Origin of the sequence: Acidovorax sp. LjRoot66, assembly GCF_964253305.1 — a bacterium.
Taxonomy (GTDB): domain Bacteria; phylum Pseudomonadota; class Gammaproteobacteria; order Burkholderiales; family Burkholderiaceae_C; genus Acidovorax.
Genome location: NZ_CAXUQU020000001.1, coordinates 2,676,917 through 2,702,265 on the forward strand (window position 1 = coordinate 2,676,917; position 25,349 = coordinate 2,702,265).

The following is a 25,349-nucleotide window of genomic DNA, read 5'->3' on the forward strand; positions in this document are numbered from 1 at the left end:
CCCACCCCCTTCTGACCGTGCCGAGAAGCGCAGGGCCTGGGGTGAGCGCGTGCCGAAGGACACGCGCATCGTTGTCTGGCTCGCCGAAGCTGTTTGACCGGAGCTGCCTCGCAGAGGCAGCGCAGGGAGTTCTTCGGCGTCACCCCAGGACCGAGCATCGCAGGCTGCCCCACTCGCCCAACGGGCGAGTGGGGACACGGGCAGCGGGGTCGCCTTTCTTTTGGATACTTTTCTTTGAGGGTGTAGAAGAAATAAATTATAATAGCGCCGCATTGACCAAGCAGGAGCAGCGCAATGGCAAAGACAGGCCGACCACCCGTGATCCCCCCTGGCGAGTACGCCACCTTGCGCGAGGTGGTGCGCGACAACCCGCAGGCCACGCTGCCCGAGTTGGCGCTGGCCTGGGCCGATCACATGGGCCGCAGCGCCCCCAGCACGGTGACTCTGCGCGCAGCACTGAAGGCTGCCGGCCTGCAGCGAGCGCGGCCCAAGTCGCAGCTGTCCCGCTCGCAGCCTGGTCAGCCTGGCACGCGCTACGGCTACACCGCCCAGCATCGGCCCGCCAGTCAATCCGGCAACGCCATTGCCGGTGCCCTGACCGATGCCGAATGGGCGCTGGCGCAGGACCTGTTCGAGCCCCAACGGGGCTCGCGTGGCAGACCGGCCACCTACTCGCGGCGTAGCGTTGTCGATGCCTGCTGCTATGTGCTGCGCACCGGCTCGTCCTGGCGCAACCTGCCGGTGCAGATCTATCCGCCCTGGCAGTCCGTGCAGAAGGCCTTCGTCAACTGGGCCCGCCAAGGCAAGTTCGAAGCGCTGCACGAGCGTCTGCGCCAGCAATGGCGCCAACGCCTGGAGCGCGCTGCGCAGCCCAGCGAGGCCATCATCGACTCGCAGTCCAACCGGGGCAGCCCTCAGGGTGGTACCTTGGGCTTCGATGCAGGCAAGAAGGTGCAGGGGCGCAAGCGCCATCTGGTCGTGGACACGCTGGGCCTGCTGCTTGCGGTGGTGATCACCAGTGCAGCCGTGCAGGACCGCGACGCGGCCGCGCAAGCGGTAGCACAGGCGTGCAAGCGCACAGATGGCTCGTTCAAGACGTTGTGGGCCGACAGCGCGTACGCCGGGCAATGCGCCCAGCAGATCGAGAAGGCGCACCACGTACAGGTGCGCATCGTGCGCCACAGTGCCCGCCACCGCTGGGACGATGCCCAGCAGCCGCTGTGGAGCGACGAGCGGCCTGCCCCCATCGCCAAGAAGCGCTGGGTCGTGGAGCGCACCCATGCATGGCTGGAGCGCAACCGCAGGCTGGTGATGCACCACGACCGCAAGCCGTTCTATGCGGCTGCGTGGGTGTGGCTTGCGCAGGCTCGGATGTTGTTGGGGCGGTTGAAATAGATTTCTTCTACACCCTCTTTGGCGAAGCAAAGAACAAGTGCCTCGGCCGCCGGGCCGAGACCCGGCCTCCGCACTCAAGCAAGGCATGCGGCATGCCTCCCTACAAACTGATCAGATATCGTCAAGCAAAGCGTAAGGCAACGGCTGCAGTGTGAGCGCCACCCCTTCCGGAGCACCCACCTGCAGTGGACTGTCAGCCGCAGAAATCTGCATCGAGAGAATCAGGTCAAAACCCCCACCAGGTGCAGCAGCCACCTGCACCACCGTCCCGCAAGGTTGCTCCAGATCACTAGCCGCAAACACCTCCGCCCCCACCGCCACCGCACTGCCGGCATGCGCGATGTACCCCCGCCGCTTGAGCGTGCCGCGGAACTGGCTGCGCGCCACCACCTCCTGGCCGGGGTAGCAGCCCTTCTTGAAGTTCACGCCACCGACCGACTCGTAATTGAGCATCTGCGGCACGAACGCCTCGAACAACGGCTGGGTCAAGGTAGGTACGCCGCTTTGCACCTCGCTCCACTGCCACAGGGCAGGGTCGAGCGCAGGACCTGCCGGAGCGGGTTCGGAGGAGGGCGCCACCCACAGGGCGCGCGGCTGACCGGCAGCAGGGTAGAGGTGGATCACGCTGGCGGAGCCAAAGTCTGCCTTGGTCCAGGCCGGGGCCGTGCTGCCGGCCACGGCGACGACGGTGTCGCCCGCCAGGCCATACAGGGCGAAGTCCGCGGACGCATCGGTCAGTTTGGCCTTGGCGCGCATCACGAACATCGACAGGCGCTTGAGCGTGGTGGCCAGCAGGTCCTGGCTGATCAGTAGCAGCACCTCGGTCGGGCTGCGCTTGAAGCCGATCATGCTGGCCTGCATGCGGCCCTTGGCCGAGAGAAAAGCCGACAGCCGCGCCTCGCCCAAGCCCAGCAGGGCATAGTCCTGCGTGAGCTGGCCGTGGAGGAACTTGGCGGCGTCTTCGCCTTCCACGCGGATCACGCCAAGGTGCGACAGAGGGGCAATGCCATTCAGGGGAAGCTGGGTCATGGCTGAATTATGATGCCCGCTCCCTTTATCTACAGGCAGCAGGGTTGTGCGACGCTTACTGGTTTTTCTCTTGGTGATCGTGATCGCCGCAGGTGGAGCCGCCTTCTGGTGGCTGCACCAGCCCCTGCCCATGGTTGGCAACGAGCCGCTGGAGCTGGCCATCGAGCCCGGCACCACGCCTCGCGGCGTGGCCCGCGACGTGGTGGCCGCCGGTGTGCGCACCGATGCGCAACTGCTCTATGCCTGGTTCCGATTTTCGGGGCAGGACCGCATGATCAAGGCCGGCAACTACGAGATCCCGCTCGGTACCACGCCGCGCAGCCTGCTGGCCAAGCTGGTGCGTGGCGAGGAGGCGCTGCGCGCGCTGACGCTGGTGGAGGGCTGGAACTTCCGCCAGGTGCGCCAGGCCCTGGCCAACGACGACCAGATCAAGCCCGACTCCAAGGGCCTGACCGACGAGGCGCTGATGGCGCAGCTGGGCCGCCCCGGCGTGGCGCCCGAGGGCCGCTTCTTCCCGGACACCTACACCTACGCCAAGGGATCGAGCGACCTGGCGGTGCTGCGCCGCGCCCTGCACGCCATGGACCGCAAGCTTGAAGCCGCCTGGAGCCAGCGCTCGGCCGACACACCGCTCAAGTCCGCCGATGAGGCGCTGGTCCTGGCCAGCATCGTCGAGAAGGAAACCGGCCGCGCCAGCGACCGCGCACAGATCGCCGGCGTGTTCGTGAATCGCCTGCGCACCGGCATGCTGCTGCAGACCGACCCCACGGTGATCTACGGCCTGGGCGAGAAGTTCGATGGCAACCTGCGCCGGCGCGACCTGCTGGCCGATACGCCCTGGAACACCTACACCCGAGGCGGCCTGCCCCCGACCCCGATTGCCATGCCCGGCAAGGCCTCGCTGCTGGCCGCCGTGCAGCCCGAGCGCACCAAGGCGCTGTACTTCGTGGCCAAGGGCGACGGCACCAGCCACTTCAGCGCCTCGCTGGACGAGCACAACCGTGCCGTCAACCGCTACCAGCGCGGGCAGCAGTAGGCTGCCTCAGCGCGCCATGCTCTCCCGCCTGCATACTCTGGACAAAGGTTTTCATGTCACGACCCGGCCTCTTCATCACCTTTGAAGGCATCGACGGTGCCGGCAAGTCCTCGCACATCGAAGGGCTGGCCTCGGCATTCCGCTCGCAAGGCCGCACGGTGACGGTGAGCCGCGAGCCCGGCGGCACGCCGCTGGCCGAAAAGCTGCGCGAGATGGTGCTGAACGACGCCATGGACCCGCTGACCGAGTCGCTGCTGATCTTTGCCGCCCGCCGCGACCACCTGTGCAATGTGATCGAACCGGCCCTTGCCCGGGGCGATGTGGTGCTGTGCGACCGCTTCACCGATGCCACCTTTGCCTACCAGGGGGCGGGGCGGGGCTTCGACCTCATGACCCTGTCCACGCTGGAGCGCATGGCCCAGGGCGGTCTCGTGCCAGGGGCCGGCGCTGGCACCTTGCGCAACCCGGACCTGACCGTCTGGTTTGATCTGGCGCCCGAGGTGGCGGCCGAGCGCCTGGCCGGCGCCCGCGTGCCCGACCGCTTCGAGGCGCAGCCCGTGGAGTTCTTTCGCCGTGTGGCCCAGGGCTATGCCGACCGCGCCGCCGTGGAGCCCGCGCGCTTTGCCCGGCTCGATGCCGCGCTGGACCGCCACCGTGTCTGGCAGCAGCTGACCAGCGTGTTCGTGCGCAAGGGCTGGCTGTCCATCATGGTGCCCACGCCGAAGGACCTGGCATGAGCGACGCCACCACCACCCCGCTGGCACCCTGGATCGCCGCGCAGCGCAGCACCTTGCTCGGCCAGCGCGGCCATGCCTGGCTGCTGCAGGGCCCCTCGGGCCTGGGCCAGTACGCCCTGGGCCTGGAGATGGTGCGTGCCTGGCTGTGCGACCGGCCCACGGCCGATGGCGCCTGCGGCCAGTGCGGCAGCTGCCATGCCATCGAGGTGCGCACGCATGCCGACCTGTGCGTGCTGATGCCCGAGGTGCAGATGATGGCCCTGGGCTGGCCGCTGTCGGAGAAGGCGCAGGCCGACATCGACGACAAGAAGCGCAAGGCCAGCCGCGAGATCCGCGTGGAGGCCATGCGCGATGCGGTGGAGTTCTCGCAGCGCACCTCGGCGCGCGGGCGTGGCAAGGCGGTGCTGGTGTACCCCGCCGAGCAGATGAACCACATCACGGCCAACGCCCTGCTCAAGACGCTGGAGGAGCCGCCGGGCGACGTGCGTTTCGTGCTGGCCAGCGAGGCCGCGCACCAGTTGCTGCCCACCATCCGCAGCCGCTGCCTGGGCCACACCATGGTCTGGCCGGCCGAGGCCGAGATGCTGGCCTGGCTCAAGGGGCAGGGCATTGCCGCCGATGCGGCGCCGGCCTTTCTGCGTGCCGCAGGCGGGCGGCCCGACGATGCGCTGGCCCTGGCCCGCTCGGGCCGCAGCCCGCAGGCCTGGGCCCTGCTGCCGCAGGCCGTGGCACGCGGTGATGCCACGGCGCTGGGTGACTGGTCGCCCGCACAGGTGATCGACGCGCTGCAAAAGCTCTGCCATGACCTGCTGGCCGCCAGCGTGGGTGCCGCGCCGCGCTACTTTGCCCCGGCCGACCTGCCCACGCCACCGCCGCTGGGCCCGTTGACGCGCTGGTCCAAGGCGCTGGCCAAGGCGGCGCGCACGGCCGACCACCCCTTCAATGCCGGACTCATGCTGGAGGCGCTTGTCGCCCAGGCGCGAAACACCCTACACTCCAGGCACTGAAGCCGTCCCACCCACCATGAGCAGTCCATCCACCGCCCCCCGCCCCAGCGTCATGCAGCTGGCCATCAAGGAAAAGGCGGCCTTGTATGCGGCCTATATTCCCTTTTTCGTCGAAGGGGGCATTTTTGTGCCCACCCAGCGCGACTACAAGCTCGGCGACGATGTGTATGTGCTGCTGACCTTGCCCGACGACACCCAGCGCTACCCCGTGGCCGGCCGCGTGGCCTGGGTGACCCCCGCCCGTGCTGCCGGCAACCGCACGCAGGGCGTGGGCATCCAGTTCCCCAAGGACGAGAAGTCGCGCCAGCTCAAGCTCAAGATCGAGGAGCTGCTGGGAACTTCGCTGGGTTCGGACCGTCCCACCCAGACGATCTGAAAGCTTGTCGCACCCTATGCCGACCCGCGCAGGCTGGTCGGCTTTTTCCATTTTGAAACCACATGTTCGTTGATTCGCATTGCCACCTCACCTATCCCGGCCTGGTTGACCAGCTCCCGGCCATCCGCCAGGCCATGGCCGAGGCCTCGGTGGACCGGGCCCTGTGCATCTGCACCACCATGGAGGAGTTCGGCGACGTGCATGCCTTGGCGCTGGCGCACAGCAACTTCTGGAGCACGGTGGGCGTGCACCCCGACAATGAGGGCGTGACCGAGCCCTCGGTGCAGGACCTGCTCGACCGCGCCGCCCTGCCGCGCGTGGTGGCCATCGGCGAGACGGGCCTCGACTACTACGGCATGGAAGATCGCAAGGGCGGGCGCAGCATTGCCGACCTGGAGTGGCAGCGCGAGCGCTTTCGCACCCACATCCGCGCCGCGCGCGGCTGCGCCAAGCCGCTGGTGATCCACACCCGCAGCGCGTCGGACGACACGCTGGCCATCCTCAAGGAAGAGGGCGAGGACGGCGCGGGCAACCTGGCGGGCGGCGTGTTCCACTGCTTCACCGAGTCCATGCAGGTGGCGCGGGCGGCGCTGGACCTCGGGTACTACATTTCCTTCTCGGGCATCATCACCTTCAAGACGGCGCAGGAGCTGCGCGACGTGGTGGCCTTCGTGCCACTGGACCGCATGCTGATCGAGACCGACAGCCCCTACCTGGCCCCCGTGCCCTACCGGGGCAAGACCAATAGCCCTGCCTATGTGCCCCATGTGGCCAGGCAGGTGGCGCAAACCCGCGGCATTGCCGTGGAGGAAGTGGCCGAGGCCACCAGCCGCAATTTCGAGACCTTGTTCAAGGGAGTGAACGCATGACGAGCCACACGCTGCGCCGCCGCACGGCGCTGTTGGGCGCCCTGGCACTGGCCACCGGTGCCGCTACCGCCTGGGCGGGTGCCTACGAGGACTTCTTTTCTGCCGTGGAGCGCGACGACGCCGACACCGTCAACAACCTGCTGCGCCGCGGGTTCGACCCCAACATCCGCGACCCGAAGGGGCAGGTGGGGCTGACACTGGCGATCCAGGCCGAGTCGCTCAAGGTGTTTGCCGCCCTCATCGCCAACCGGCGCCTGAAGGTGGAGACCCGCAACCAGCAGGACGAAAGCCCGTTGATGATGGCCGCGCTCAAGGGCAACGTCGACGCCGTCAAGGCCCTCATGGCGCGCGATGCCGATGTGAACAAGGAAGGCTGGGCGCCGCTGCACTATGCCGCCTCGGGCATCAAGCAGGAGCACGTGCGCATCATCGGCATGCTGCTGGAGAATCATGCCTACATCGACGCGACGTCGCCCAACGGCACCACGCCGCTGATGATGGCCGCGCAGTACGGCTCCAACGATGCCGTGCAACTGCTGCTCAACGAGGGGGCCGACCCCACGCTCAAGAACCAGCTGGGCCTGACGGCCGTGGACTTCGCGATGCGCGTGAGCCGCACCGAAGCGGCCGAGAAGATCGCCACGGCCATCCGCCGCCGCCAGCCCAACGCGGGCAAGTGGTGATGCGCAGGACACGGCCTCTGGCCTGAAGCCAGGGCCGGCCGTCGGTCGTCAGTCCGCCGCTGGCGCTTCGGCTAAGGTGGGCCTTGCGGCCGTGGCAGGCCGGCTCTGCAAGCGCGCATACAGGCCGCCTGCGGCCACGAGTTGGGCGTGCGTGCCTTGCTCGGCGATGCGGCCCTGCTCCATCACCACCACGCGGTCCGCATGCTCGATGGTGGACAGGCGGTGGGCGATCACCAGCGTGGTGCGCCCCTGCATCAGCCGGTTCAGCGCGTCCTGAACCAGGCGTTCGGATTCCGTGTCCAGCGCCGAGGTGGCCTCGTCCAGGATGAGGATGGGCGCGTCCTTGTAGAGCGCGCGTGCAATCGCCAGGCGCTGGCGTTGCCCGCCCGAGAGCTGGGTGGCGTTGTGCCCCACCACGGTGTGGATGCCCTGCGCGAGCGATGCCACGTGGTCCGCCAGGTTGGCGGCGGCCAGGCAGGCCAGCACCTTGCCATCGTCCACCGCATGGCCCAGCGCCACGTTGGCGGCAATGGTGTCGTTGAACATCACCACGTCCTGGCTGACCATGGCGATCTGGGTGCGAAGCGCGGCGAGGTCCCATTCCTGCACGGGGTGGCCATCGAGCAGCACGGCGCCCGACGAGGTGGCGATAAAGCGCGGCAGCAGGTTCACCAGCGTGGTCTTGCCCGCACCCGAGGGGCCGACCAGCGCCACGATCTCGCCGGGTGCCACGCTGAGGCTTACGCCGTCCAGGGCCGGCGCGTTGTCGGGGCCGAACGATACGGACACATCGCGCAGCTCCAGCGCGCCCTGGGCCCGCTCCGTGCGGTAGCTGCCCCCTTGCTCTGCCCCTGTGTCGCCCAGCAGGGCCAGGCCGCGCTCCAGCGCCGCCACGCCGCGCGTAATGGGGTTGGCCACGTCCGCCAGGCGGCGGATGGGGGCGATCAGCATCAGCATGGCGGTGATGAACGAGACGAAGCCGCCCACGGTCACGTCCTTGGCGTTCAGCGTGCCGCGGCTTTGCCACAGCGCAATGCAGATCACCACCGACAGCGCGGCGGCGGCCAGCAGCTGCGTGAGTGGCGTCATCGCGGCCGAGGCGATGGTGGACTTGATGGCCAGGCCGCGCAGGCTCTGGCTCAGGCCTGCGAAGCGCTTCGATTGGCCCTCTTGCGCGCCGTGCAGGCGCACCATGCGGTGGGCCAGCACGTTCTCTTCGACCACATAGGCCAGCTCATCGGTGGCCTGCTGGCTGCTCTTGGTCAGGGTGTACAGGCGCTTGGACAGGGTCTTCATGATCCACGCGACGCCGGGCACCACCACGGCCACGATCAGCGTGAGCTGCCAGTTCAGGTACAGCAGGTAGCCCAGCAGCGCCAGCAGCGTGAAGCCGTCGCGCGACAGGCCCAGCAGGGCCTGCACCAGCAGCGTGGCCCCTGTCTGCACCTCGTAGACCACGGTGTTGGACAGCGCGCTGGCGGACTGGCGCGAGAACAGCCCCATCTCGGCCGCCAGCACGCGGTCGAACAGCGCACGGCGCAGCAGCAGCATGCCTTCGTTGGCGATGCGCGCCAGCGCGTACTGGCCCACGAATTGCGCCAGGCCGCGCACCAGGAACACCCCCATGATGGCCAGGGGCACTGCCCACAGCGGCAGGTTGCCCTGGGTGAAGCCGCGGTCCAGCAGGGGCTGCAGCAGCGCGGGGATCAGCGGCTCCGTGGCGGCACCCACCAGGGTCGCCGCGATGGCCAGGCCCCAGGCCAGCCGCTGGTTGCCGAAATACACGGAAAGCCGCGCCAGGCGGGCGGTGAGGGTGGGGGCAGGGGGGGCGGGCGGCGCAGCGGGGCCCGTGGCGCTCGGATCAGTGGCTTGCATGTGCAGCGGATTCTAAGGCGCCCCTGCGGGATGTCCCCTGGCACGCGAGAGGGCATCTCTCGCGCATGTTCGTGCTGCAGTGCGGCAATTGACCATGAGCCCCTGCACAGTTTGTCACAGCGCATCTTCTCCAGTGTGTAACATTGGCGCTGCCAACCGGCATTTGTTCGGCTACTGCGGCTGCCAATGACCACAGATCACAACACCAACTCCAACACATCCCTCCAAGCGGCCCTGCCGCGTCCCATGCGCCGCCAGGTTCTGGCCGCGCTTGCCTCCACTGCCTCCTTGCCCGCCCTCGCGCAGTTCCGCGTGGAAGTCACGGGCGTGGGCCTGACCCAACTGCCGATTGCCATCGCCCCCTTCCGTGGCGAAGCGCAGGCCCCGCAGAAGATCGGCGCCATCGTGCAGGCCGATTTGGAGCGCAGCGGCCAGTTCCGCGCGGTAGACACTGCGGGCGTGGTGCTCGACGAGACCTCGCGCCCCGATGTGGCCCTGTGGCGCCAGAAGACGGCCGATTCGCTGGTGACCGGCAGCGTGACGCGCACACCCGACGGCCGCTACGATGTGCGCTTTCGGCTGTGGGACGTGGTCAAGGGCCAGGACCTGGGCGGCCAGAGCTTCGCCGTGTCACAGGCCGACCTGCGGCTGGTGGCGCACCGCATTGCCGACTTCGTCTACGAAAAGCTCACGGGCGAGCGGGGGGTCTTCTCCACCCGCATCGTCTACGTCACCAAGACCGGTAGCCGCTACAGCCTGTGGGTGGCCGATGCCGATGGCGAAAATGCGCAATCGGCCCTGTCGAGCCCTGAGCCCATCATCTCGCCGGCCTGGTCGCCCTCGGGCGGGCAGATCGCTTACGTGTCGTTCGAGTCGCGCAAGCCCGTGGTGTATGTCCACCAGGTCGCCTCGGCCCAGCGCCGGCTGGTGGCCAACTTTCGCGGCTCCAACAGCGCGCCGGCCTGGTCACCCGACGGCCGCAATCTGGCCGTGACGCTGAGCCGCGATGGCGGCTCGCAGCTGTACCTGATCGACGCCAATGGCGGCGAGCCCAAGCGCCTGATGCAAAGCCCCGGCATCGACACCGAACCCATGTTCTCTGCCGACGGCCGCAGCATCTACTTCGTGAGCGACCGGGGCGGTGCGCCCCAGGTCTACCGCGTGCCCTCGGGCGGCGGCAGTGCCGAACGCGTGACCTTCACGGGGTCCTACAACATCTCGCCCAGCATCAGCCCCGATGGCAAGTGGTTGGCCTACATTTCCCGCGTGGGCGGGGCCTTCAAACTGCACGTGATGGACTTGGCCTCAGGCACCGTCACCGCCATCACCGATACCTCGGCCGACGAGAACCCCAGCTTTGCGCCCAACAGCCGCCTCATCGTGTATGCCACGCAGCAGCAGGGCCGCGAGGCGCTCATGACCACCACGTTGGACGGAAAAATCAAGGCACGCCTGGCTGGCCAGCCTGGAGACATCCGCGAGCCCGATTGGGGCCCGTTCCAGAAGCAATGAACTTTTCAGCACTTTTCACAATCTAGTTTCCAGGAGAATTTTGGATGATCAGCAGCAAACTCAAGCGTTTTACCCTTGCCCTTACCGTCACCGCCCTCGTGGCCGGCTGCAGCTCTGGCGTCAAGCTCGACGATGTGCCGGTGGAAGACAAGGGCGCCAGCTCGACCATGGGTACCAACCCAGGCGGTGCCAACACGGGCAACACCGGCCAGAGCACCGTCGCCCCCCTGGACCTGACCGGCTCTGGCGCCAATGCGCAAGGCCCTGTGGGCGTGGCACGCATCGTCTACTTCGACTACGACAGCTACGTCATCAAGTCCGAGTTCCAGTCGCTGCTCGAAGCCCATTCGCGCTTCATCAAGGCCAACTCCGGCCGCAAGGTCATGATTGAAGGCCACACCGATGACCGCGGTGGCCGCGAGTACAACCTGGCCCTGGGCCAGAAGCGCGCCGAAGCCGTGCGCCGTTCGCTGGGCCTTCTGGGCGTGCCGGATTCCCAGGTCGAAGCCGTGAGCTTCGGCAAGGAAAAGCCTGCCGCCCCTGGCAACAGTGAAGACGCGCACGCGCAGAACCGCCGCGCCGAGCTGTCGTACCGTTGATGCCCGGATTCAGCCTTTCCCAACCCCTGCGGTCCGTGGCCGCAGGCTTTGCGCTGGCCTGTGTGGCGCTGCCAGGTGCGCACGCAGCCATCTTCGAGGACGGGGAGGCGCGCCGCGCCATCCTCGAAGTGCGCCAGCGCGTGGACGCCATGCAGCAAGCCCAGCAGCGCACAGCCGACGAACTGCGCCGTGCCAACGAGGACACCGCCCAGTTGCGCCGAGGCCTGCTGGAGCTGCAGACCCAGATCGAGACCCTGCGCAGCGAGAACGCCCGCCTGCAGGGTCAGAACGAGCAGTTGACACGCGAAGTGTCCGAGCTGCAGCGCCGCCAGAAGGACATCGCCCAAGGGGTGGACGAGCGCCTGCGCCAGTTCGAGCCCATCAAGGTCACGGTGGATGGCCTGGAGTTCCAGGCCGACGCCGCCGAGAAGAAGGACTTCGAAGCTGCGCTGGCCATTTTCCGCGCCGGCAAGTTTCCCGAGTCCAACCAGGCCTTCGGCAACCTGATCCGCCAGTACCCGCGCAGCGGCTATGTGCCGTCGGCCCGCTTCTGGCTGGGCAATGGCCAGTACGCCGCGCGCGACTACAAGGAGGCCATCAACAACTTCAAGGCCCTGCTGGCCGAGGCGCCCACGCACGCGCGTGCGCCGGAGGCTGCCCTGTCGATCGCCAACTGCCAGGTGGAATTGAAGGACGCCAAGGCCGCGCGCAAGACGCTGGAAGATCTGGCCCGGGCCTATCCCCAGTCCGAAGCGGCCATGGCCGCCAAGGAACGCCTGGCGCGGATGAAGTGAGCACCGCGGACCCAACGCCCGAGGTCAAGGAACTGCTGGTCGGGAGCGAAACCGCTCCCATGCCCATGGTTCCATTTGCCGATGATGCGACCGACGAGGTTACGCAGCGGCGTTTTGGCGGCCTTGAGCGCCTGTATGGCGTGGAGGGTGCCAGGCGCATTCGCGCCTCGCACGTGGTGGTCGTGGGCATCGGCGGCGTAGGCTCCTGGTCTGCCGAGGCGCTGGCCCGCAGCGGCGTGGCGCGCCTCACCCTGGTGGACCTGGACCATGTCTCCGAGTCCAACATCAACCGCCAGATCCACGCCCTGTCCACCACGGTGGGGCAGGCCAAGATCGAGGCCATGCGCGACCGCATCGCGCTGATCAACCCCGAATGCGATGTGCGCTGTATCGACGAGTTCGTGGAGCCGGGCAACTGGCCCCAGTTGCTGGGCAGCGACCCGGTGGACGCGGTGATCGACGCCTGCGACCAGATCAAGGCCAAGACCGCCATGGCCGTGTGGGCCCGCGCCACGGGCCAGGCGTTCATCAGTGTGGGCGCGGCCGGCGGCAAGCGCCAGGCGCACAAGGTGGACATCGACGACCTGTCGGCCACCACGCACGACCCCTTGCTGGCCCAGCTGCGCTACCAGTTGCGCAAGCACCATGGCGCCCCGCGCGAGGGCCGCAAGATCGGCATTACCTGCGTCTTCAGCCGCGAAGCCGTGGCGCAGCCCGACGCCTCGTGCGCCATCGAGGGCGGCGACGGCTCGCTCAACTGCCACGGCTACGGCTCGGTGGTGGCTGTGACGGCGACCTTCGGCCAGTGCGCGGCGGGCTGGGTGATCGACCGTCTGGCCCAAGGTCCGCTGAAACCCCTAAAAATCAAGCTATAATCTTAGGCTTTGCAGCAGCCAAGGTTCAGCGATGGGCATGCGGCAGTTGCAATGATGGGACGTTAGCTCAGTTGGTAGAGCAGCGGACTTTTAATCCGTTTGTCGTGGGTTCGACCCCCGCACGTCCCACCAGGATACGCAAGGCGCTACAGCTCTCAAGGCTGTAGCGCTTTTTGCTTTTTGTTCCCACATTGGGAATTCAGCCCAGCCCCTACCCACAGGCTTGCTGGCCTGCGTTCTGCTGCAGCGCTGTCGGGGCTGACTCCGTGGGCCAGCCACTGCCTTGCGCTGACAGCCATCTCATCAATTCTCCCCGGTCCTGCAGGCCCAGGCTGTTGTAGAGCTGGCGGCGGTGGTAGACCACGGTGTTGGCGCTGATGTGCATGCGCACGGCGATCTGCGACTCCGGCAGGTCGAGCGCGAGCCAGTACGCGAGTTCCTGCTGGCGCTGCGAAAGACTCTGGGTCTGCAGAAACGCTTGCAGGCGCGCCTCGCGCGGGACGCGCTGCATGATGTGAATCCCGACGGCCTGGCCCATGCCGGTGGCCGCCTCCATGGGAGTGGCGCGCACCGAAAAATCGCCATGCACGGTGCGCACCTCCCTGGTGGGCAGCCCTATGGGTTGCTGTGCGCGCATGTGTTGCAGCAGTTCCTGCAATTCCTGGGGCAGCCCCGCACCACGCCGCCAGCGCCAGCCGAAGGCCAGGGGCAGCAGGGCCTCGGCCTCGGGCGACAGCCACAGCAACCGCCCCTGGGGTGTGGTGATGAGCATGCCCTGGCTGTGCGCCTCGCTGTCGTTGGCGCTGGCTTGGGCATCATCCTGCAGGATGTGCGCCAGGCAGGGCTCCAGCCGCGAGAGCGCCGCAACCTCATCGGGCCCGAAAGCTGGCGACCCCGCTTCGCGGTAGAACTTGAGCGCACCTATTCCTTGCCCTCGCGGCGTGCGCAGCACCAGGCTCATGCAGTCTGTGGCCCCCATGGGCCGCATCACCACGTTGTAGAAATCGCTGCGCTCCAACTCGGGCATGGGCACCCGCACCAATTGCCCGAGCAACTGGGGCCCTTGCTCGTACCGCACTGCCTCGTCAAAGTCGCGCGAACTGCGCACCAGTACCTGGCGCTCGCTGCGCAGGATGCGCGGATCAAAGTAGTCGGCCACCACTGCCTGGACGGTCGGCACTTCCATGTGCACCGCCAGGTCGCCCGTGTCTGCGGGGTGCATGTACGCGCTGGACTCAAAGCCGATCACCCCGTGCAGCGCCTGCAGCAGCGGCCCGATCATGGATGGCCCGCTCACCTCCATGCGGGTCATGTGCTGCAAGCGTGCAATGGCTTGCCCGGTGGAGCTGGGCGAGGGCATGTTGTGCGATCCGGTGGAGCGGTGGTGGGGATGAGAACCCGAATCTAGGAGCCGTGCCGCGTTGGGTCAATACCCCGGTGCACCGCCCTGCAACACCCTATCTGCCGGGGGTGGGGTGCGCAGGGCCACAGGCCGCTAGCCTGCGCAACCCACGAGGAACGCCCCGGCCATCAAGCGGATGGGGTTTTCCTGCGCACTGCCTGCAATACAAAAGCCCCTGTTGCTGCCTGGCACCGGGGAGCTTTTTTTGTGGGCGGAGCGATTTGGCACGCATTCGTGAATGAATTCACGTTTTCCTGCCAATCTGCGCCAGAAGCTCGTCTCGCCCCATCACACCCAGACGGTTGTAGAGCTGGCGGCGGTGGTACACGGCGGTGTTGAGGCTGATGCCCATGCGCTGGGCGATCTGTGATTCGGGCAGGCCGCGCGCCAGCCACCAGGCCAGCTCGTGCTGGCGCTGCGGCAGGCCCAGCGTCTGCAGTGCCGACAGCAGCCGCACCCCGTGCGCCACGCGCCGCGTGATGTGCAGGGCCACCGCCTGGCGGTCCTGCCGCTCCTGCGGCGCTGGGGTCAGGTGTGTGGCGCGCAGCGAGAACCAGCCCTGCGCTGTGAACAGTTCCATCGCGGGCAGGGACATCTCGACGGGTTGCTGTGCGTTGAGCCGCCGCAGCAGTTCCTGCAGCGCGGGGGGCAGTTGGGCGCCTCGGCGCCAGCCCCAGCCGAAGGCCAGGGGCATCAGCGCCTCGGCCTCAGGCGAGATCCACATCAGCCGCCCCTGCGGCGTGGCGACCAGCACCCCCTGGCTGTGCACCTCGCTGCCCTGTGCATCGCGTTCGCCCTGCTGCAGCGCACGCGCCAGATGGGCCTCCAGTCGGGCCAGCAGGGCCGCGTCCTGCGGCGTGAAGTCCGGGGCCGAGGCATCGCGGAAAAGGTGGATCACAGCCAGGCCCACACCCTGCGCGGTGCGCAGCACCAGGCTCATGTAGTCCTTGGCGCCGGTGGGCCGCATCACCGCGTCGTAATAGTCACTGCGCAGCAGCTCTGTGAGAGGCACCGCCATCTGCTCGCGCATCAGCCTGGGGCCATGCTCGTGGCGCACTACCTCGCCGAAATCGCGTGGACTGCGCACCAGCACCTGGCGCTCGCTGCGCAGGATGCGTGCATCGAAGTAATCCCGCGCCACCGACTGCATGGGCTCCTGCGCATAGTTCATCAGCTCGCCATCGCTGCCGGGGTACAGCATGCAGCCGAAGTCAAAGCCCACCACCCGGCGCAGCTCCTGCAGCAATGGCTCGATGAGCTGCATGCCACCCGCCTCCAGGCTGGCCATGCGGTGCAGGCGCGCAAGGGCGTGGCGGTCGGGTCGGAAGGGGGTGGGCATGGCGATGAAAACAAAAACGGAAGGCCGCCAATCTAGAACCCGCCCGGCACCCGGTCAACGCAGCCTGCGGGCTGCCTGCAACACCCCATCCCATCGGGGTGGGGCGCGTCGAAAGGTTCGCGGGTAATTTGCATGGCCATGAATACTTGTGCCCACTCTTCGAGCGTCAACACGTTCTCATACCGGGCGCTTCCATCGATTCCCACTCACAAGGAACCAACGTGACACGGACCCTGTTTTCCCGCAATTCTCTGGCTGCTCTGGGCGCGATCTGCCTGGCGTGCCTGCCGGCCCATGCCCAGGTGGAGATCATCGAACCCGTGGGGGACTTCCAGTTTGGCAAGGTTGCTGTGCATTCATCCGCCACGCAAACCCTGCGGGTGGCCAACCGCGGCCCATCTCCCGTGCAATTGGGCAAGGTGATCTCAAGCATCGCAGCCGTGTCACCGCTCTGTACCGGGATCGGTTGCGCAATGGTCATTGCAAGCGACTTCACCATCCCCCCGGAATCGGATGGCTGCAGCAACACCTTGCTCCAGCCGGGGGCGGTTTGCTCGGCGCTGGTGCGCTTTGTGCCGTCGGGCCCAGGGTCGCGCGGATCCCAACTGAACGTTTTCATGCCGAATGCAGCTTATGCTCTGCGCGGGTTGGGTGGCACAGGCGTCTCGCAGCCGCTGGACTGTGTGCTCGACTGGGCGGAAAAAACCTTTCCACAGCTGCTGACCGCCCCGACCATGACGTCCACCGCCTCGGCTTTCCATGTGCGCTGCTATGCCCAGGGGGCGATCTGCGTCGGTGCCGACACCGCCGTGCCCACGCCTGACCAGCCCAGCGTCTATGCCTACCAGGCCCAGGCCAACCCGCCGCTGCAGCGTCTGGACTATCTGTCCTCGCTGTCGCGCCTGGCGCAGTGCCAATGACGGGGTGGCCCGTCGGTCACGGCCCGGTTCTGCCTGAACCGGGCCGGGCCGAGCTGCTTCAGATGTATTCCAGCCCCTGGCTGCTGAGCCCGACCAGGTTGATGTGCGCGGCATTCAGGTCCAGGTTGGCCGCAGCCACTGCGAACGATGCATTGGTGTAGGCGCCCGACTTGATGACGGCCGCCAGCGACTGGACCGTATTGGCATCGGCCGCGACGCCCACCAGATTGGCGTACAGCAGGCTCACCACCTGCTCTGGCGTGGCCGAGGCCCCCAGCAGTGTACTGATGCCAAATTGCGCGACCTGCAAGGGGGTCGAGCCGGCGTCCACCGCCTTGAGCACGATGCCGACCACGCTGCGGTTGTTCAGGCCGGCAGGGCCGAGCAGCGCACCGACCATGCGTGCGGCCGTGCCCGCAGCACCGTCCAGGTCCAGCGCCACAAAACCATCCGTGAACTTGACCCGCTCGATCTGCAGCAGGGTATCCACCCCGTCGCGGCTGGGGACCCCGTCGCCCAGCGTCCAGCCGCCACCGCTCTTGGGCTGCAGCGAATAGTCGCCGCGATTGCCCCGGGCAACTAGGGTGTCCAGGCCCCCCAGGCCGTTGAACGTCTCGTTGGCATTGGTGCTGGTGAACGTGTCTGCACCGGCCGTGCCCGTTGGCGTCGTGGGTGTGGTCGGGGTCGTTGGGGTAGTGGGTGTCGTGGGCGTGGTCGGCGTCGTGGGGAAGGTCAGCGTCGGGCCACTGGTCGAGTTGAACCCGTAGGTGCCGCCCAGGCCGTCCCGGCCGTAGATCCAGTCCAGCGCCAACAGGTCATAGGCCTGGAAGGTGGTCTTGTACTGGCCAGCATCGGTGTACGACATCACCGTGTTGTTGGTATTGTCCTCGGCCGTGGGCAGGGGGCGGGGGGAGTCGAATGGGTGCGCCAGACCCAATGCATGGCCCACCTCGTGCAGCAGCACCTCATAGCCCAGGCCGCCGGCCGTGGGGGTGTTGTTGATGCTCGCGAACTCCACGTTATCCAGGTAGACCACCGATTCGGCATTAAGCGACGTCAGCGTCTGTTCGGGCCCCGTGAAGCTGTAGTTGTAGAACGAGGAGTTCAGCCCCGCCGTCGTGCGGCCCTGCAGGTTGGTCGCCGCGAAGTGGATGTCTGCCTGGGACGAACTGCCCACTTCGGTGAAGGTGATGCCCGTGACCTGGCTGGAATACGCCATGATCTGGCGCGCTGCCTGCATCTGTGAGGAATTGAATGAAGTCAGGGTGGTGCTCGAATCCCGATCGGCCACGCTGCCCGTGCTCACGTCGAAGGTGTAGTACAGCACCTTGCGGCCATCGGGGATGAAATTCCACGGGGCTGGGTTTTCCAGCAGGGAATCGGCCTTGTAGTTGCCCGAGAAGCGGATGTTCTGGAGGTCGGAAACGGTGGCCATGGTGGTGTCGAATGTCTCGGCGGTTGGATGGTGGCAACTGGCTGCCCAGTGCCCTTGGACAATGCCTCGCCGAAGTGGCACACCGCCCCGGCGGGGTTGCCTTCGGGCCGCGGTTGCAGGTGCAAGGGCATATCCCGTGCATTTGCAAGCACGAAACAGAATTTATCACCGAGGCGACCGCTGCGCTGTGACGAAAAACACAATGTCACGATATCTGTTCGGGCCATTGAAGGAATGCCGGCCTAGCTCGGCAGCATTTCCCTTGCGCCGCCGCGTTTGCGCATGGAGTGGCTTCGGCAAGGGAAATGGTCGACGGCGCCGTCACCTGCGCGACCCCGCCTAAGTGGCATCCCCAATGCCACGGATGGGGCTGGCCCCTAGGCTCTGGCGTTGAAGGAAAGAAACCATTCTCCCCATTCCATCCATGTCCACACGCCCCCACTACGCTTTCTGGCCCCGCCGGCTGCCCCATTCAATCACCTTGCCCGCCACCTCGCTGTGGGACAACCTGGCCATCAGCGCGCAGCGCTATCCCGACAAGACGGCGCTGGTGTTCTTTGGCCGCCAGCTCAGCTATCGGGCCCTGGTGGAGGGCGCCGAGCGGCTGGCCGCGCGCCTGGCGCAACTGGGTGTGCAACGCGGCGACCGCGTGGTGCTGTGCATGCAGAACTGCCCGCAACTGGTGATGGCGCATTTCGCCATCCTGCGCGCCAATGCCGTGGTGGTGCCGGTCAACCCCATGAACCGGGCCGAGGAGCTCAAGCACTACATCACCGACCCCGATACCAAGGTGGCGTTCACTACGGCCGACCTGGCGCCCGAGCTGGCCAAGGCCAGCAACGCCCTGGCACCGAATGAGCGCCTGGCGCACCTGGTGGTGACGCACTTCACCGATGCCTTCGATGCCGACGTGCAGGGGGCCGACGCCCCGCCCGACGCATGGAAGGAGTGGCTGTGCACGCAGCATGCGCTGCCTGCGCTCGACGGTGGCACAGTGCACGCCTTTGCCGAGGCGCTGGCCTGCAGCGATGCGCCACCTGCGCTGGTGGTGGGCCCCGCTGACTTGGCGCTGCTGCCCTACACCAGCGGCACCACGGGCCTGCCCAAGGGCTGCATGCACCTGCACAAGAGCATCATGCACAACGCCGTGGCCAGCGCGCTGTGGGGTTCTGGCTCGGCGGACAACGTCACCCTGTCGGTGGTGCCCATGTTCCACATTACCGGCATGGTGAGCGTGCTGCACACCTCCATCTACTGCGCCGCCACCATCGTGGTCATGCCCCGCTGGGACCGGGACCTGGCCGGGCGCCTGATCTCGCGCTACAAGGTGACCAACTGGACCAACATCCCGACCATGGTCATCGACCTGCTCAACAGCCCCAACTTCGCCAGCTATGACCTCTCCAGCCTGGTCTACATCGGCGGCGGCGGGGCGGCCATGCCGCAGGCCGTGGCCCAGCGCCTGCTTGAGCAATATGGCCTGCGCTATACCGAAGGCTATGGCCTGACGGAGACGGCCGCGCCATCGCACTCGAACCCGCCCGACCACCCCAAGCAACAGTGCCTGGGCATCCCCTTCATGGGCACCGATGCGCGCGTGGTAGACCCCGACACGCTGCAGGAGGTGGCCGTGGGCGAGCAGGGCGAGATCATCATGCGCGGCCCCGAGGTGTTCGAGGGCTACTGGAAGCGGCCCGACGCCACGGCCAGCGCCTTCGTCGAGTTCGAGGGCAAGCGCTTCTTCCGCTCGGGCGACCTGGGGCGCATGGACGAGGAGGGCTACTTCTTCCTCACCGACCGCCTCAAACGCATGATCAATGCCAGCGGTTTCAAGGTCTGGCCGGCCGAGGTGGAGGCGCTGATGTTCCGCCACCCGGCCATCCAGGAGGCCTGCATCATCTCGGCACGCGACGCCTACCGGGGCGAGACCGTCAAGGCCGTGGTGGTGCTGCGCCCCTCGCACCAGGACACGACCGAGCAGCAGATCATCGACTGGTGCCGCGAGAACATGGCGGTGTACAAGGTGCCGCGCATCGTGCAATTCGTGAATGCCTTGCCCAAGAGCGGCAGCGGCAAGGTGATGTGGCGGCATCTGCAGGAGGCGGAGGCGGCCTGAGGCCTGCACGGCGCTGGCAACTTGACCATTGCTCACTGAACATTGGGCATTGGCAGGCCTTGGCACTTGCCAATTTGTCCAGTGCCGTCCAGAGACCGCAATCGCGGCACAAAGCGCTGGTAGGCTTGGTGCACCGCCTTCCTGGCGCCATCGTGCGCCCGCCGTTTCATGTCTGCCAACACCTATAGCTTCACCTGCATCGGCTCTGACGCCGCTGCGCTGGCCCAGCTGCATGCCCTGCTGAAAGCTGCCATGCAAGCCCCTGGTTGCGCCTTGCACGAGCCTTTGGAGCGCATTTTCCAGTACTGGGACGGTCCCGTGGTGATGAGTGCGTCCCTGCTGGGCACCACGCTGCGCTGCACGGTCGACACATCCGCGCACGATCCGCTCGAGAAACCGCAGATCCAGGCCTGGCATGCCGCAGGCGCCGACTACCTGCGGGTGCACGTCTTCAACAGCCAGGTCGGGGAATCGTCCACCACGTACTACCACGCCGGCAAGCGCGTCCCGGCCAAGGCGTTTCCCAAGCCGGTGCTGTCCGAAGGCGAGCGCCTGTACGAGCTGGTAATGGAGGCCAAGGACAGCGCACTCGCCAAGGAGGTCAAGGCCGGTGCATCGCCCAACGCCACGGCCGATGGCGTGCCCATCATGGTGCTTGCCCTGCGCGCGGGCCTGGTGAAATCGGTGCGCGCCCTGCACGACGCCAAGGTCGACTGGCCTGCCTGCCTGCCCTGGGCGGCCGAGGTCGCCGATCTGATCGGTGCCTGCGGCGGCAATCAGCGCGAAGCCATGCTCTCGGGCCTGTTACATGCATCTGGCGCGGATCTGCCCAAGCTGTCGCGCCTGGAGCGCGTGGTGCGGCCGGTGAGCACGCATGCCAAACTACTCCAATGGCTATTGGCGCAACCCGGTGTGGACGTGAATGCCCTGCTGGTCGACGACCACTCCGGGCAGGAAACCGGCAGCCTGCTGTTCCACAGCGTGGAGTTCTTTGAAGACCGGGCCGATGTTCTCAAGGTGCTGACCACCAGTGGTGCGCGCTCGGTTCCGCCTGCTCAGATGAGCGACGTGGAGCGGCTCACCCGCATGTGCAGGGGATACCGGGATGCGCAGACCCCGGCGCAGTTGGCTGCGGCCGGGGTGGATCTGGAAACACCGCTCTGGCGGGAATATCCTGCGCTGCGTTTGGTAATGCGCAACTACACCGGGGCGCTGCGGGATTTGCGTCTGGCGCAGGACCTGCTTGACGCTGGTGTTGGGGTGGACTACTGGAAGGATCCCGAGATCTTCCAGGAGGAAGTAGTGGAGCCGCTGCTCACCGTGTATTGGTATGAGCCCAGCAATGCCAGTGGCAAGCTCGCCTCGCGCCTGGATGCGAATGCCTGCCAGATTGTGATCGACACGCTGCGCCGGGTGCTGGATCGTGGGGTGAGTGCGGCCATGGAGGTGTCGCTGCAGGTGGACGACCTGGAGACTCGGCACGAGGGTGAATCACCGCCCTCGGCCTGCTACGCGGGGAGCCTGCTCGGGGCAGTGGCAGGCCTGCTGTGCGTACGCGGCAGCATGCTGCGGCCGTTGTGCCTGCCGCTGGTAACGCTACTGCTGGAGAACGGTGCAGACCCCCATGCGCCCTGCACACGTGGCATCCACCTATGGGCGCGCGGGCGGATCTGGGGGTGGGGCAACTGGCCGGAGCTGCATGACCCCTGGCCGGAGGGGATGTCCGTGCTGGCCTACCTACGGCAAAGGCAGGCCGAGATGCCCGATGCCATCGATGCGGCGGTGATTGTCGCGATGCAGGCGCGGTCTTGAATATGGTGTGAGAAAAGAAGAATCTTTGAAGATCCCTCAATGCGCAGTGTGCGTCAGCTCTGCCAGATCGCGCTCCAGTAGCGCCGGGTCGCCCAGCTGCAGCTCGATCAGGCGCCGCAGGTGGGTCACGCTGTCGAGGTCGATGGAGCGGCACAGCAGGCCGGTGTGCAGGCCCTCAAGGTGCGCCACCTCGCAGGACATGCCGATGTGGTTGCCCGTGTCGTGCAGCGGGATGGTGAGCTGGCACAGCATGCCGGCGCGCACGTCCGCCTGCGCAGGCAGTGAAATCAGCGCTCCCTTGAGCGACAGGTCCTGCACATGCACACTGAAGGCGTTGCTTGCCAGGGTGAGCAGCGCAGGGGCATCGAATTGGACACGGACGTAGTGGCGGCGTTCGTGGGGCATGGCTGTCTCCGAGGAGTTTGACGCATGCTAACCCAAGGTCTGCAGGCCTGTGCAAAAAAAAGATATCGGGCAGGCTTTCGGCGGCACGCCTTGTTTTGGTTACGTTTTGATAAACAAGCAACCTTTGGTTAACATGGTGCTTTTGGCCACTGTGGGGATTCCCGATCGTGAGTTCACGCATTTTCCGGTGGCATTGCCGATGGGCGGGCTGGCTGGTGGGTGCCTTTTTGTGCCTGCTGCCGGTGAGCGCCAGCACTGCTGCGCCTGCGCGCGAGGTGCGGGTGGGGGTGTATGCCAACGAGCCCACCGTGTTCATGAACCAGCATGGCCGGCCTGCGGGCATCTTCGTGGACCTGCTCAACCTGGTGGCCGAGCGCGAGCGCTGGTCCGTGCGCTATGTGCCGTGCGAGTTGCGTGCATGCCTGGATGACCTGCACAACGGCCGCCTGGACCTGGTGCCCGACGTGCCGCGCACGACGGCGCGCGAGGCGCAATTCGATTTCACCGCGCAACCCATCGTGGACACCTGGTCCGAGGTGTACCGTCCACCGTCCTCGCCGATCCAGTCGGTGCTGGACCTGGATGGCAAGCGCGTGGCCGTGCAGCGCGGCACGGTGCAGAAGGACCATTTCATGGCCCTCACGCGCCGCTATGGGCTGCAGGTCATGGTGGTGGAGGTGGACTCGCCCGACCAGGCCTTCAGCGCCGTGGGCAGCAAGAACGCCGAGGCGGCCATCACCAGCCACCTGTTCGGCAGTGCCCGTGCGCCGGGCCACGGTCTGGTGGATTCGGGCATTGTGCTTCAGCCAGGGGGTCTGTACATCGCCAGCGGCAAGGACCGCAACCCCGACCTGCTGGCCGCCATCGACAAGCGGGCCGCGCAGTGGCGCGATGGGTCGGATGCGTCGTATGCGCAGGTGATGCGCAGCTGGGCGGGCCGTCCGTCCGCCGGTAGCGTGGGGCGCCCTGTGCTGTGGGCCGTTGGCGCATTGCTGCTGGCGGGTGCGCTGGGGGTGCTGGTGGTCTTCGTGCGCCGCCGCCGGGTGCGCGAGCGCAGCCGGCACCCGTGGGCCAGCGGGCACAAGCTGCGCACCATCCTCGACAACGTGGGCGCCTTCATCTACATCAAGGACGCCGAGCACCGCTACCAGTACGCCAACCAGCACATGCTGGCGTTGCTTCCCGATGCCGCAGGCGGCCTGATCGGGCAGGACGACAGCGCGATCTTCGACGAGGCGACTGTGCGCCAATTGACGGCCAATGACCGCCTGGTGCTGGAGCGCGGCGAGCGCATCGAGGTGGAGGAAACTAACACCTTCCACGATGGTTCGGTGCGCACCTACCTGTCGGTGAAGATGCCGCTGCGCCACAGCGACGGCCGCATCCATGCGCTGTGCGGCATTTCCACCGACATCACCGACCACCGGGGGGTCGAGGAATCGCTGCAGATCGCGGCCATCGTGTTCGAGTCGTTCGAGGGCATGGTGGTCACCGGGCCCGACCAGCGCATCATCCAGGCCAACACGTCCTACGCGCGGCTCACGGGCTACCCGGTGGAGGAACTGGTGGGCAAGACTCCGGCGCTGCTGCAGTCCGGCCGGCACGACCAGACCTTTTACCGGACGATGCAGGAGACGCTGCAGTCGGTGGGCTCCTGGCAGGGCGAGGTCTGGAACCGGCGCAAGGACGGGGAGGTGTACCCGGCCTGGATCACCGTCACCGCCGTGCGTTCGGCGCAGGGCGCCATCACGCACTACGTGGGCACCCAGACCGACATCTCCAGCCGCAAGGCGGCCGAGGACGAGATTCGCCTGCTGGCCTTCTACGACCCGCTCACCGGCCTGCCCAACCGGCGGTTGATGGCCGACCGGCTGCAGCACAGCCTGGCGGCCAGCGCCCGCACGGGTACCGGTGGTGCACTGCTGTTCGTGGACATGGACAACTTCAAGGACCTGAACGACACCCAGGGCCATGAGATCGGCGACCAACTGCTGTGCCAGGTGGCGGCGCGCCTGGGCGGCTGCGTGCGCAACGGCGACACGGTGGCGCGCCTGGGCGGCGACGAGTTCGTGCTGCTGCTGGAGGGCCTGAGCGCGCTGCCGCACGAGGCGGCCTCGCAGGCCGAGATGGTGGGCCGCAAGGTGCTGCATGCGCTGGGGCAAAGCTACCAGCTGGGCGGCCATGCGCACCACAGCTCGTGCAGCATCGGCGTGACCTTGTATGCCGACCCGCACACCACGGTGGACGAGTTGCTCAAGCGCGGCGACATGGCCATGTACCAGGCCAAGGGGGCGGGGCGCAACACCCTGCGCTTCTTCGACCCCCGCACCCAGGCCGCCGTCACGGCGCGCACCGCGCTCGAGGCGGGCTTGCGCGAGGCGCTGCGCGAGGGCCAGTTCCTGCTGCACTACCAGCCGCAGATCGGCCAGTTGGAGGGCCTGGTGGGGGCCGAGGCCCTGCTGCGCTGGGAGCACCCGCAGCGCGGGCTGGTCTCGCCGGCCGAGTTCATCCCCGTGGCCGAGGCCTGCGGCCTCATCGTGCCCCTGGGCGCCTGGATCCTGCGCGCAGCCTGCCTGCAGTTGGTGGAATGGGCGCGCAACCCGGCCTCGGCCCACTGGACGCTGGCCGTGAACGTGAGCGCGCTGCAGTTCAGGCACCCGCACTTCGTGGAAGACGTGGTGGAGGTCCTCAAGAGCACAGGCGCCAACCCGGTGCGCCTGAAGCTGGAGCTGACCGAGTCGCTGCTGCTCGATGATGTGGAAGACATCATCCGCCGCATGACCACGTTGCGCGCCCTGGGCGTGCGCTTTTCGCTCGACGACTTCGGCACGGGCTATTCGTCGCTCAGCTACCTCAAGCGCCTGCCGCTGGACCAGCTCAAGATCGACCAGAGCTTTGTGCGCGACCTGCTCACCGACCCCAACGACGCCGCCATCGCCCGCACCATCGTCAACCTGGCCCACAGCCTTGACCTGGGCGTGATTGCCGAAGGGGTGGAAACCCCCGAGCAGCGCGACATGCTGGCCAGCGTGGGCTGCCTGCACTGGCAGGGCTACCTGTTCGGTCGGCCGGCGCCGGCCAGTGCCTTGCTGCGCATCGCGGAGCAGGTGGCCTTGCAGCCGTGAAAGCGCCT

At 67.1% G+C, this 25,349-nt stretch carries 21 protein-coding genes and 1 tRNA gene; 16 read left to right on the forward strand and 6 right to left on the reverse strand.

Annotated features, from left to right (window positions below):
- Nucleotides 1–294: 294 nt before the first annotated feature.
- Nucleotides 295–1,395, forward strand: a complete 1,101-nt coding sequence (locus ACSQ3Y_RS12350; RefSeq protein WP_436177452.1) for an IS5 family transposase — start codon at nucleotides 295–297, stop codon at nucleotides 1,393–1,395.
- Nucleotides 1,396–1,506: 111 nt separating this feature from the next.
- Here the strand turns inward: ACSQ3Y_RS12350 and ygfZ are convergent, their stop codons facing one another.
- A complete protein-coding gene (ygfZ, locus tag ACSQ3Y_RS12355; RefSeq protein WP_057206034.1) occupies nucleotides 1,507–2,424 on the reverse strand; it encodes a CAF17-like 4Fe-4S cluster assembly/insertion protein YgfZ in 918 nt (305 codons plus the stop codon).
- A 46-nt stretch (nucleotides 2,425–2,470) separates the two neighbouring features.
- Between ygfZ and mltG the strand changes: the two genes are divergently transcribed.
- The 6 genes from mltG to ACSQ3Y_RS12385 all read left to right on the forward strand — a co-directional run bounded on the left by mltG (nucleotide 2,471) and on the right by ACSQ3Y_RS12385 (nucleotide 7,132).
- Nucleotides 2,471–3,460 carry an endolytic transglycosylase MltG gene (gene mltG / locus ACSQ3Y_RS12360; protein ID WP_057206036.1) on the forward strand — a complete coding sequence of 330 codons (990 nt, stop codon included), beginning with the start codon at nucleotides 2,471–2,473 and terminating at the stop codon, nucleotides 3,458–3,460.
- 53 nt (nucleotides 3,461–3,513) lie between these two features.
- Nucleotides 3,514–4,197 carry a dTMP kinase gene (gene tmk / locus ACSQ3Y_RS12365; protein WP_305743982.1) on the forward strand — a complete coding sequence of 228 codons (684 nt, stop codon included), beginning with the start codon at nucleotides 3,514–3,516 and terminating at the stop codon, nucleotides 4,195–4,197.
- Nucleotides 4,194–5,204: a DNA polymerase III subunit delta' gene (locus tag ACSQ3Y_RS12370; protein WP_428000039.1), complete on the forward strand. Its 1,011-nt coding sequence runs from the start codon at nucleotides 4,194–4,196 to the stop codon at nucleotides 5,202–5,204. Before tmk ends, ACSQ3Y_RS12370 begins: the two co-directional genes overlap by 4 nt.
- Before the next feature lie 16 nt (nucleotides 5,205–5,220).
- Entirely contained in the window at nucleotides 5,221–5,580 is a 360-nt protein-coding gene (locus ACSQ3Y_RS12375; protein WP_057206042.1) for a PilZ domain-containing protein, read from the forward strand.
- A gap of 62 nt (nucleotides 5,581–5,642) precedes the next feature.
- Nucleotides 5,643–6,449, forward strand: coding sequence for a TatD family hydrolase (locus ACSQ3Y_RS12380; RefSeq protein ID WP_428000040.1), 807 nt, complete (start codon nucleotides 5,643–5,645; stop codon nucleotides 6,447–6,449).
- Nucleotides 6,446–7,132 carry an ankyrin repeat domain-containing protein gene (locus tag ACSQ3Y_RS12385; RefSeq protein ID WP_057206045.1) on the forward strand — a complete coding sequence of 229 codons (687 nt, stop codon included), beginning with the start codon at nucleotides 6,446–6,448 and terminating at the stop codon, nucleotides 7,130–7,132. Before ACSQ3Y_RS12380 ends, ACSQ3Y_RS12385 begins: the two co-directional genes overlap by 4 nt.
- Nucleotides 7,133–7,180: 48 nt before the next feature.
- Here the strand turns inward: ACSQ3Y_RS12385 and msbA are convergent, their stop codons facing one another.
- Nucleotides 7,181–9,007 (reverse strand): lipid A export permease/ATP-binding protein MsbA, encoded by a 1,827-nt coding sequence (msbA, locus tag ACSQ3Y_RS12390; RefSeq protein WP_057206046.1) that lies wholly within the window; start codon nucleotides 9,005–9,007, stop codon nucleotides 7,181–7,183.
- 186 nt (nucleotides 9,008–9,193) lie between these two features.
- Between msbA and tolB the strand changes: the two genes are divergently transcribed.
- From tolB to ACSQ3Y_RS12415, 5 genes are all read left to right on the forward strand, one after another.
- Nucleotides 9,194–10,519, forward strand: coding sequence for a Tol-Pal system beta propeller repeat protein TolB (tolB, locus tag ACSQ3Y_RS12395; RefSeq protein ID WP_057269811.1), 1,326 nt, complete (start codon nucleotides 9,194–9,196; stop codon nucleotides 10,517–10,519).
- 44 nt (nucleotides 10,520–10,563) lie between these two features.
- A complete protein-coding gene (gene pal / locus ACSQ3Y_RS12400) occupies nucleotides 10,564–11,118 on the forward strand; it encodes a peptidoglycan-associated lipoprotein Pal (RefSeq protein ID WP_057206050.1) in 555 nt (184 codons plus the stop codon).
- The gene (ybgF, locus tag ACSQ3Y_RS12405; protein ID WP_082604401.1) at nucleotides 11,118–11,912 is read left to right on the forward strand and encodes a tol-pal system protein YbgF; all 795 of its coding nucleotides are present in this window, start codon (nucleotides 11,118–11,120) and stop codon (nucleotides 11,910–11,912) included. Before pal ends, ybgF begins: the two co-directional genes overlap by 1 nt.
- 59 nt (nucleotides 11,913–11,971) lie before the next feature.
- Nucleotides 11,972–12,787, forward strand: coding sequence for a tRNA threonylcarbamoyladenosine dehydratase (locus ACSQ3Y_RS12410; protein WP_436180115.1), 816 nt, complete (start codon nucleotides 11,972–11,974; stop codon nucleotides 12,785–12,787).
- Nucleotides 12,788–12,843: 56 nt separating this feature from the next.
- Nucleotides 12,844–12,919 (forward strand) — tRNA-Lys (locus ACSQ3Y_RS12415).
- 79 nt (nucleotides 12,920–12,998) lie between these two features.
- On the opposite strand, the gene ACSQ3Y_RS12420 is transcribed toward ACSQ3Y_RS12415, so the two are convergent.
- Together ACSQ3Y_RS12420 and ACSQ3Y_RS12425 are read right to left on the reverse strand one after the other, a co-directional pair.
- Nucleotides 12,999–14,147 (reverse strand): helix-turn-helix transcriptional regulator, encoded by a 1,149-nt coding sequence (locus ACSQ3Y_RS12420; protein ID WP_436177453.1) that lies wholly within the window; start codon nucleotides 14,145–14,147, stop codon nucleotides 12,999–13,001.
- Nucleotides 14,148–14,433: 286 nt separating this feature from the next.
- On the reverse strand, nucleotides 14,434–15,528 hold the full coding sequence (locus ACSQ3Y_RS12425; protein ID WP_436177454.1) for a helix-turn-helix transcriptional regulator: 1,095 nt from the start codon (nucleotides 15,526–15,528) through the stop codon (nucleotides 14,434–14,436).
- A 221-nt stretch (nucleotides 15,529–15,749) separates the two neighbouring features.
- Between ACSQ3Y_RS12425 and ACSQ3Y_RS12430 the strand changes: the two genes are divergently transcribed.
- Entirely contained in the window at nucleotides 15,750–16,448 is a 699-nt protein-coding gene (locus tag ACSQ3Y_RS12430) for a hypothetical protein (protein ID WP_436177455.1), read from the forward strand.
- 58 nt (nucleotides 16,449–16,506) lie between these two features.
- On the opposite strand, the gene ACSQ3Y_RS12435 is transcribed toward ACSQ3Y_RS12430, so the two are convergent.
- Nucleotides 16,507–17,883 (reverse strand): matrixin family metalloprotease, encoded by a 1,377-nt coding sequence (locus ACSQ3Y_RS12435; RefSeq protein WP_436177456.1) that lies wholly within the window; start codon nucleotides 17,881–17,883, stop codon nucleotides 16,507–16,509.
- Between the two features lie 424 nt (nucleotides 17,884–18,307).
- Here ACSQ3Y_RS12435 and ACSQ3Y_RS12440 point away from each other — a divergent pair, with 424 nt between their 5' ends.
- Both ACSQ3Y_RS12440 and ACSQ3Y_RS12445 read left to right on the forward strand, forming a co-directional pair.
- On the forward strand, nucleotides 18,308–19,999 hold the full coding sequence (locus ACSQ3Y_RS12440) for a long-chain fatty acid--CoA ligase (RefSeq protein WP_436177457.1): 1,692 nt from the start codon (nucleotides 18,308–18,310) through the stop codon (nucleotides 19,997–19,999).
- Nucleotides 20,000–20,167: 168 nt separating this feature from the next.
- Complete coding sequence (locus ACSQ3Y_RS12445) at nucleotides 20,168–21,811, forward strand: hypothetical protein (RefSeq protein WP_436177458.1); 1,644 nt, start codon at nucleotides 20,168–20,170, stop codon at nucleotides 21,809–21,811.
- A gap of 36 nt (nucleotides 21,812–21,847) precedes the next feature.
- On the opposite strand, the gene ACSQ3Y_RS12450 is transcribed toward ACSQ3Y_RS12445, so the two are convergent.
- Nucleotides 21,848–22,216: a PilZ domain-containing protein gene (locus tag ACSQ3Y_RS12450; RefSeq protein ID WP_057206061.1), complete on the reverse strand. Its 369-nt coding sequence runs from the start codon at nucleotides 22,214–22,216 to the stop codon at nucleotides 21,848–21,850.
- 167 nt (nucleotides 22,217–22,383) lie between these two features.
- Here ACSQ3Y_RS12450 and ACSQ3Y_RS12455 point away from each other — a divergent pair, with 167 nt between their 5' ends.
- Nucleotides 22,384–25,341 carry an EAL domain-containing protein gene (locus tag ACSQ3Y_RS12455; RefSeq protein ID WP_436177459.1) on the forward strand — a complete coding sequence of 986 codons (2,958 nt, stop codon included), beginning with the start codon at nucleotides 22,384–22,386 and terminating at the stop codon, nucleotides 25,339–25,341.
- Nucleotides 25,342–25,349: the final 8 nt, after the last annotated feature.

Coding starts and splice junctions, on each gene's coding strand:
- tolB (WP_057269811.1), top strand. CDS start 9,194: ATGACCACAGATCACAACACCAACTCCAACACATCCCTCCAAGCGGCC.
- ACSQ3Y_RS12440 (WP_436177457.1), top strand. CDS start 18,308: ATGTCCACACGCCCCCACTACGCTTTCTGGCCCCGCCGGCTGCCCCAT.
- pal (WP_057206050.1), top strand. CDS start 10,564: ATGATCAGCAGCAAACTCAAGCGTTTTACCCTTGCCCTTACCGTCACC.
- ACSQ3Y_RS12410 (WP_436180115.1), top strand. CDS start 11,972: ATGCCCATGGTTCCATTTGCCGATGATGCGACCGACGAGGTTACGCAG.
- ACSQ3Y_RS12435 (WP_436177456.1), bottom strand. CDS start 17,883: ATGGCCACCGTTTCCGACCTCCAGAACATCCGCTTCTCGGGCAACTAC.
- ygfZ (WP_057206034.1), bottom strand. CDS start 2,424: ATGACCCAGCTTCCCCTGAATGGCATTGCCCCTCTGTCGCACCTTGGC.
- ACSQ3Y_RS12385 (WP_057206045.1), top strand. CDS start 6,446: ATGACGAGCCACACGCTGCGCCGCCGCACGGCGCTGTTGGGCGCCCTG.
- tmk (WP_305743982.1), top strand. CDS start 3,514: ATGTCACGACCCGGCCTCTTCATCACCTTTGAAGGCATCGACGGTGCC.
- ACSQ3Y_RS12450 (WP_057206061.1), bottom strand. CDS start 22,216: ATGCCCCACGAACGCCGCCACTACGTCCGTGTCCAATTCGATGCCCCT.
- ACSQ3Y_RS12425 (WP_436177454.1), bottom strand. CDS start 15,528: ATGCCCACCCCCTTCCGACCCGACCGCCACGCCCTTGCGCGCCTGCAC.
- ACSQ3Y_RS12420 (WP_436177453.1), bottom strand. CDS start 14,147: ATGCCCTCGCCCAGCTCCACCGGGCAAGCCATTGCACGCTTGCAGCAC.
- ACSQ3Y_RS12350 (WP_436177452.1), top strand. CDS start 295: ATGGCAAAGACAGGCCGACCACCCGTGATCCCCCCTGGCGAGTACGCC.
- ACSQ3Y_RS12375 (WP_057206042.1), top strand. CDS start 5,221: ATGAGCAGTCCATCCACCGCCCCCCGCCCCAGCGTCATGCAGCTGGCC.
- ACSQ3Y_RS12370 (WP_428000039.1), top strand. CDS start 4,194: ATGAGCGACGCCACCACCACCCCGCTGGCACCCTGGATCGCCGCGCAG.
- ACSQ3Y_RS12445 (WP_436177458.1), top strand. CDS start 20,168: ATGTCTGCCAACACCTATAGCTTCACCTGCATCGGCTCTGACGCCGCT.
- msbA (WP_057206046.1), bottom strand. CDS start 9,007: ATGCAAGCCACTGATCCGAGCGCCACGGGCCCCGCTGCGCCGCCCGCC.
- ACSQ3Y_RS12380 (WP_428000040.1), top strand. CDS start 5,643: ATGTTCGTTGATTCGCATTGCCACCTCACCTATCCCGGCCTGGTTGAC.
- ybgF (WP_082604401.1), top strand. CDS start 11,118: ATGCCCGGATTCAGCCTTTCCCAACCCCTGCGGTCCGTGGCCGCAGGC.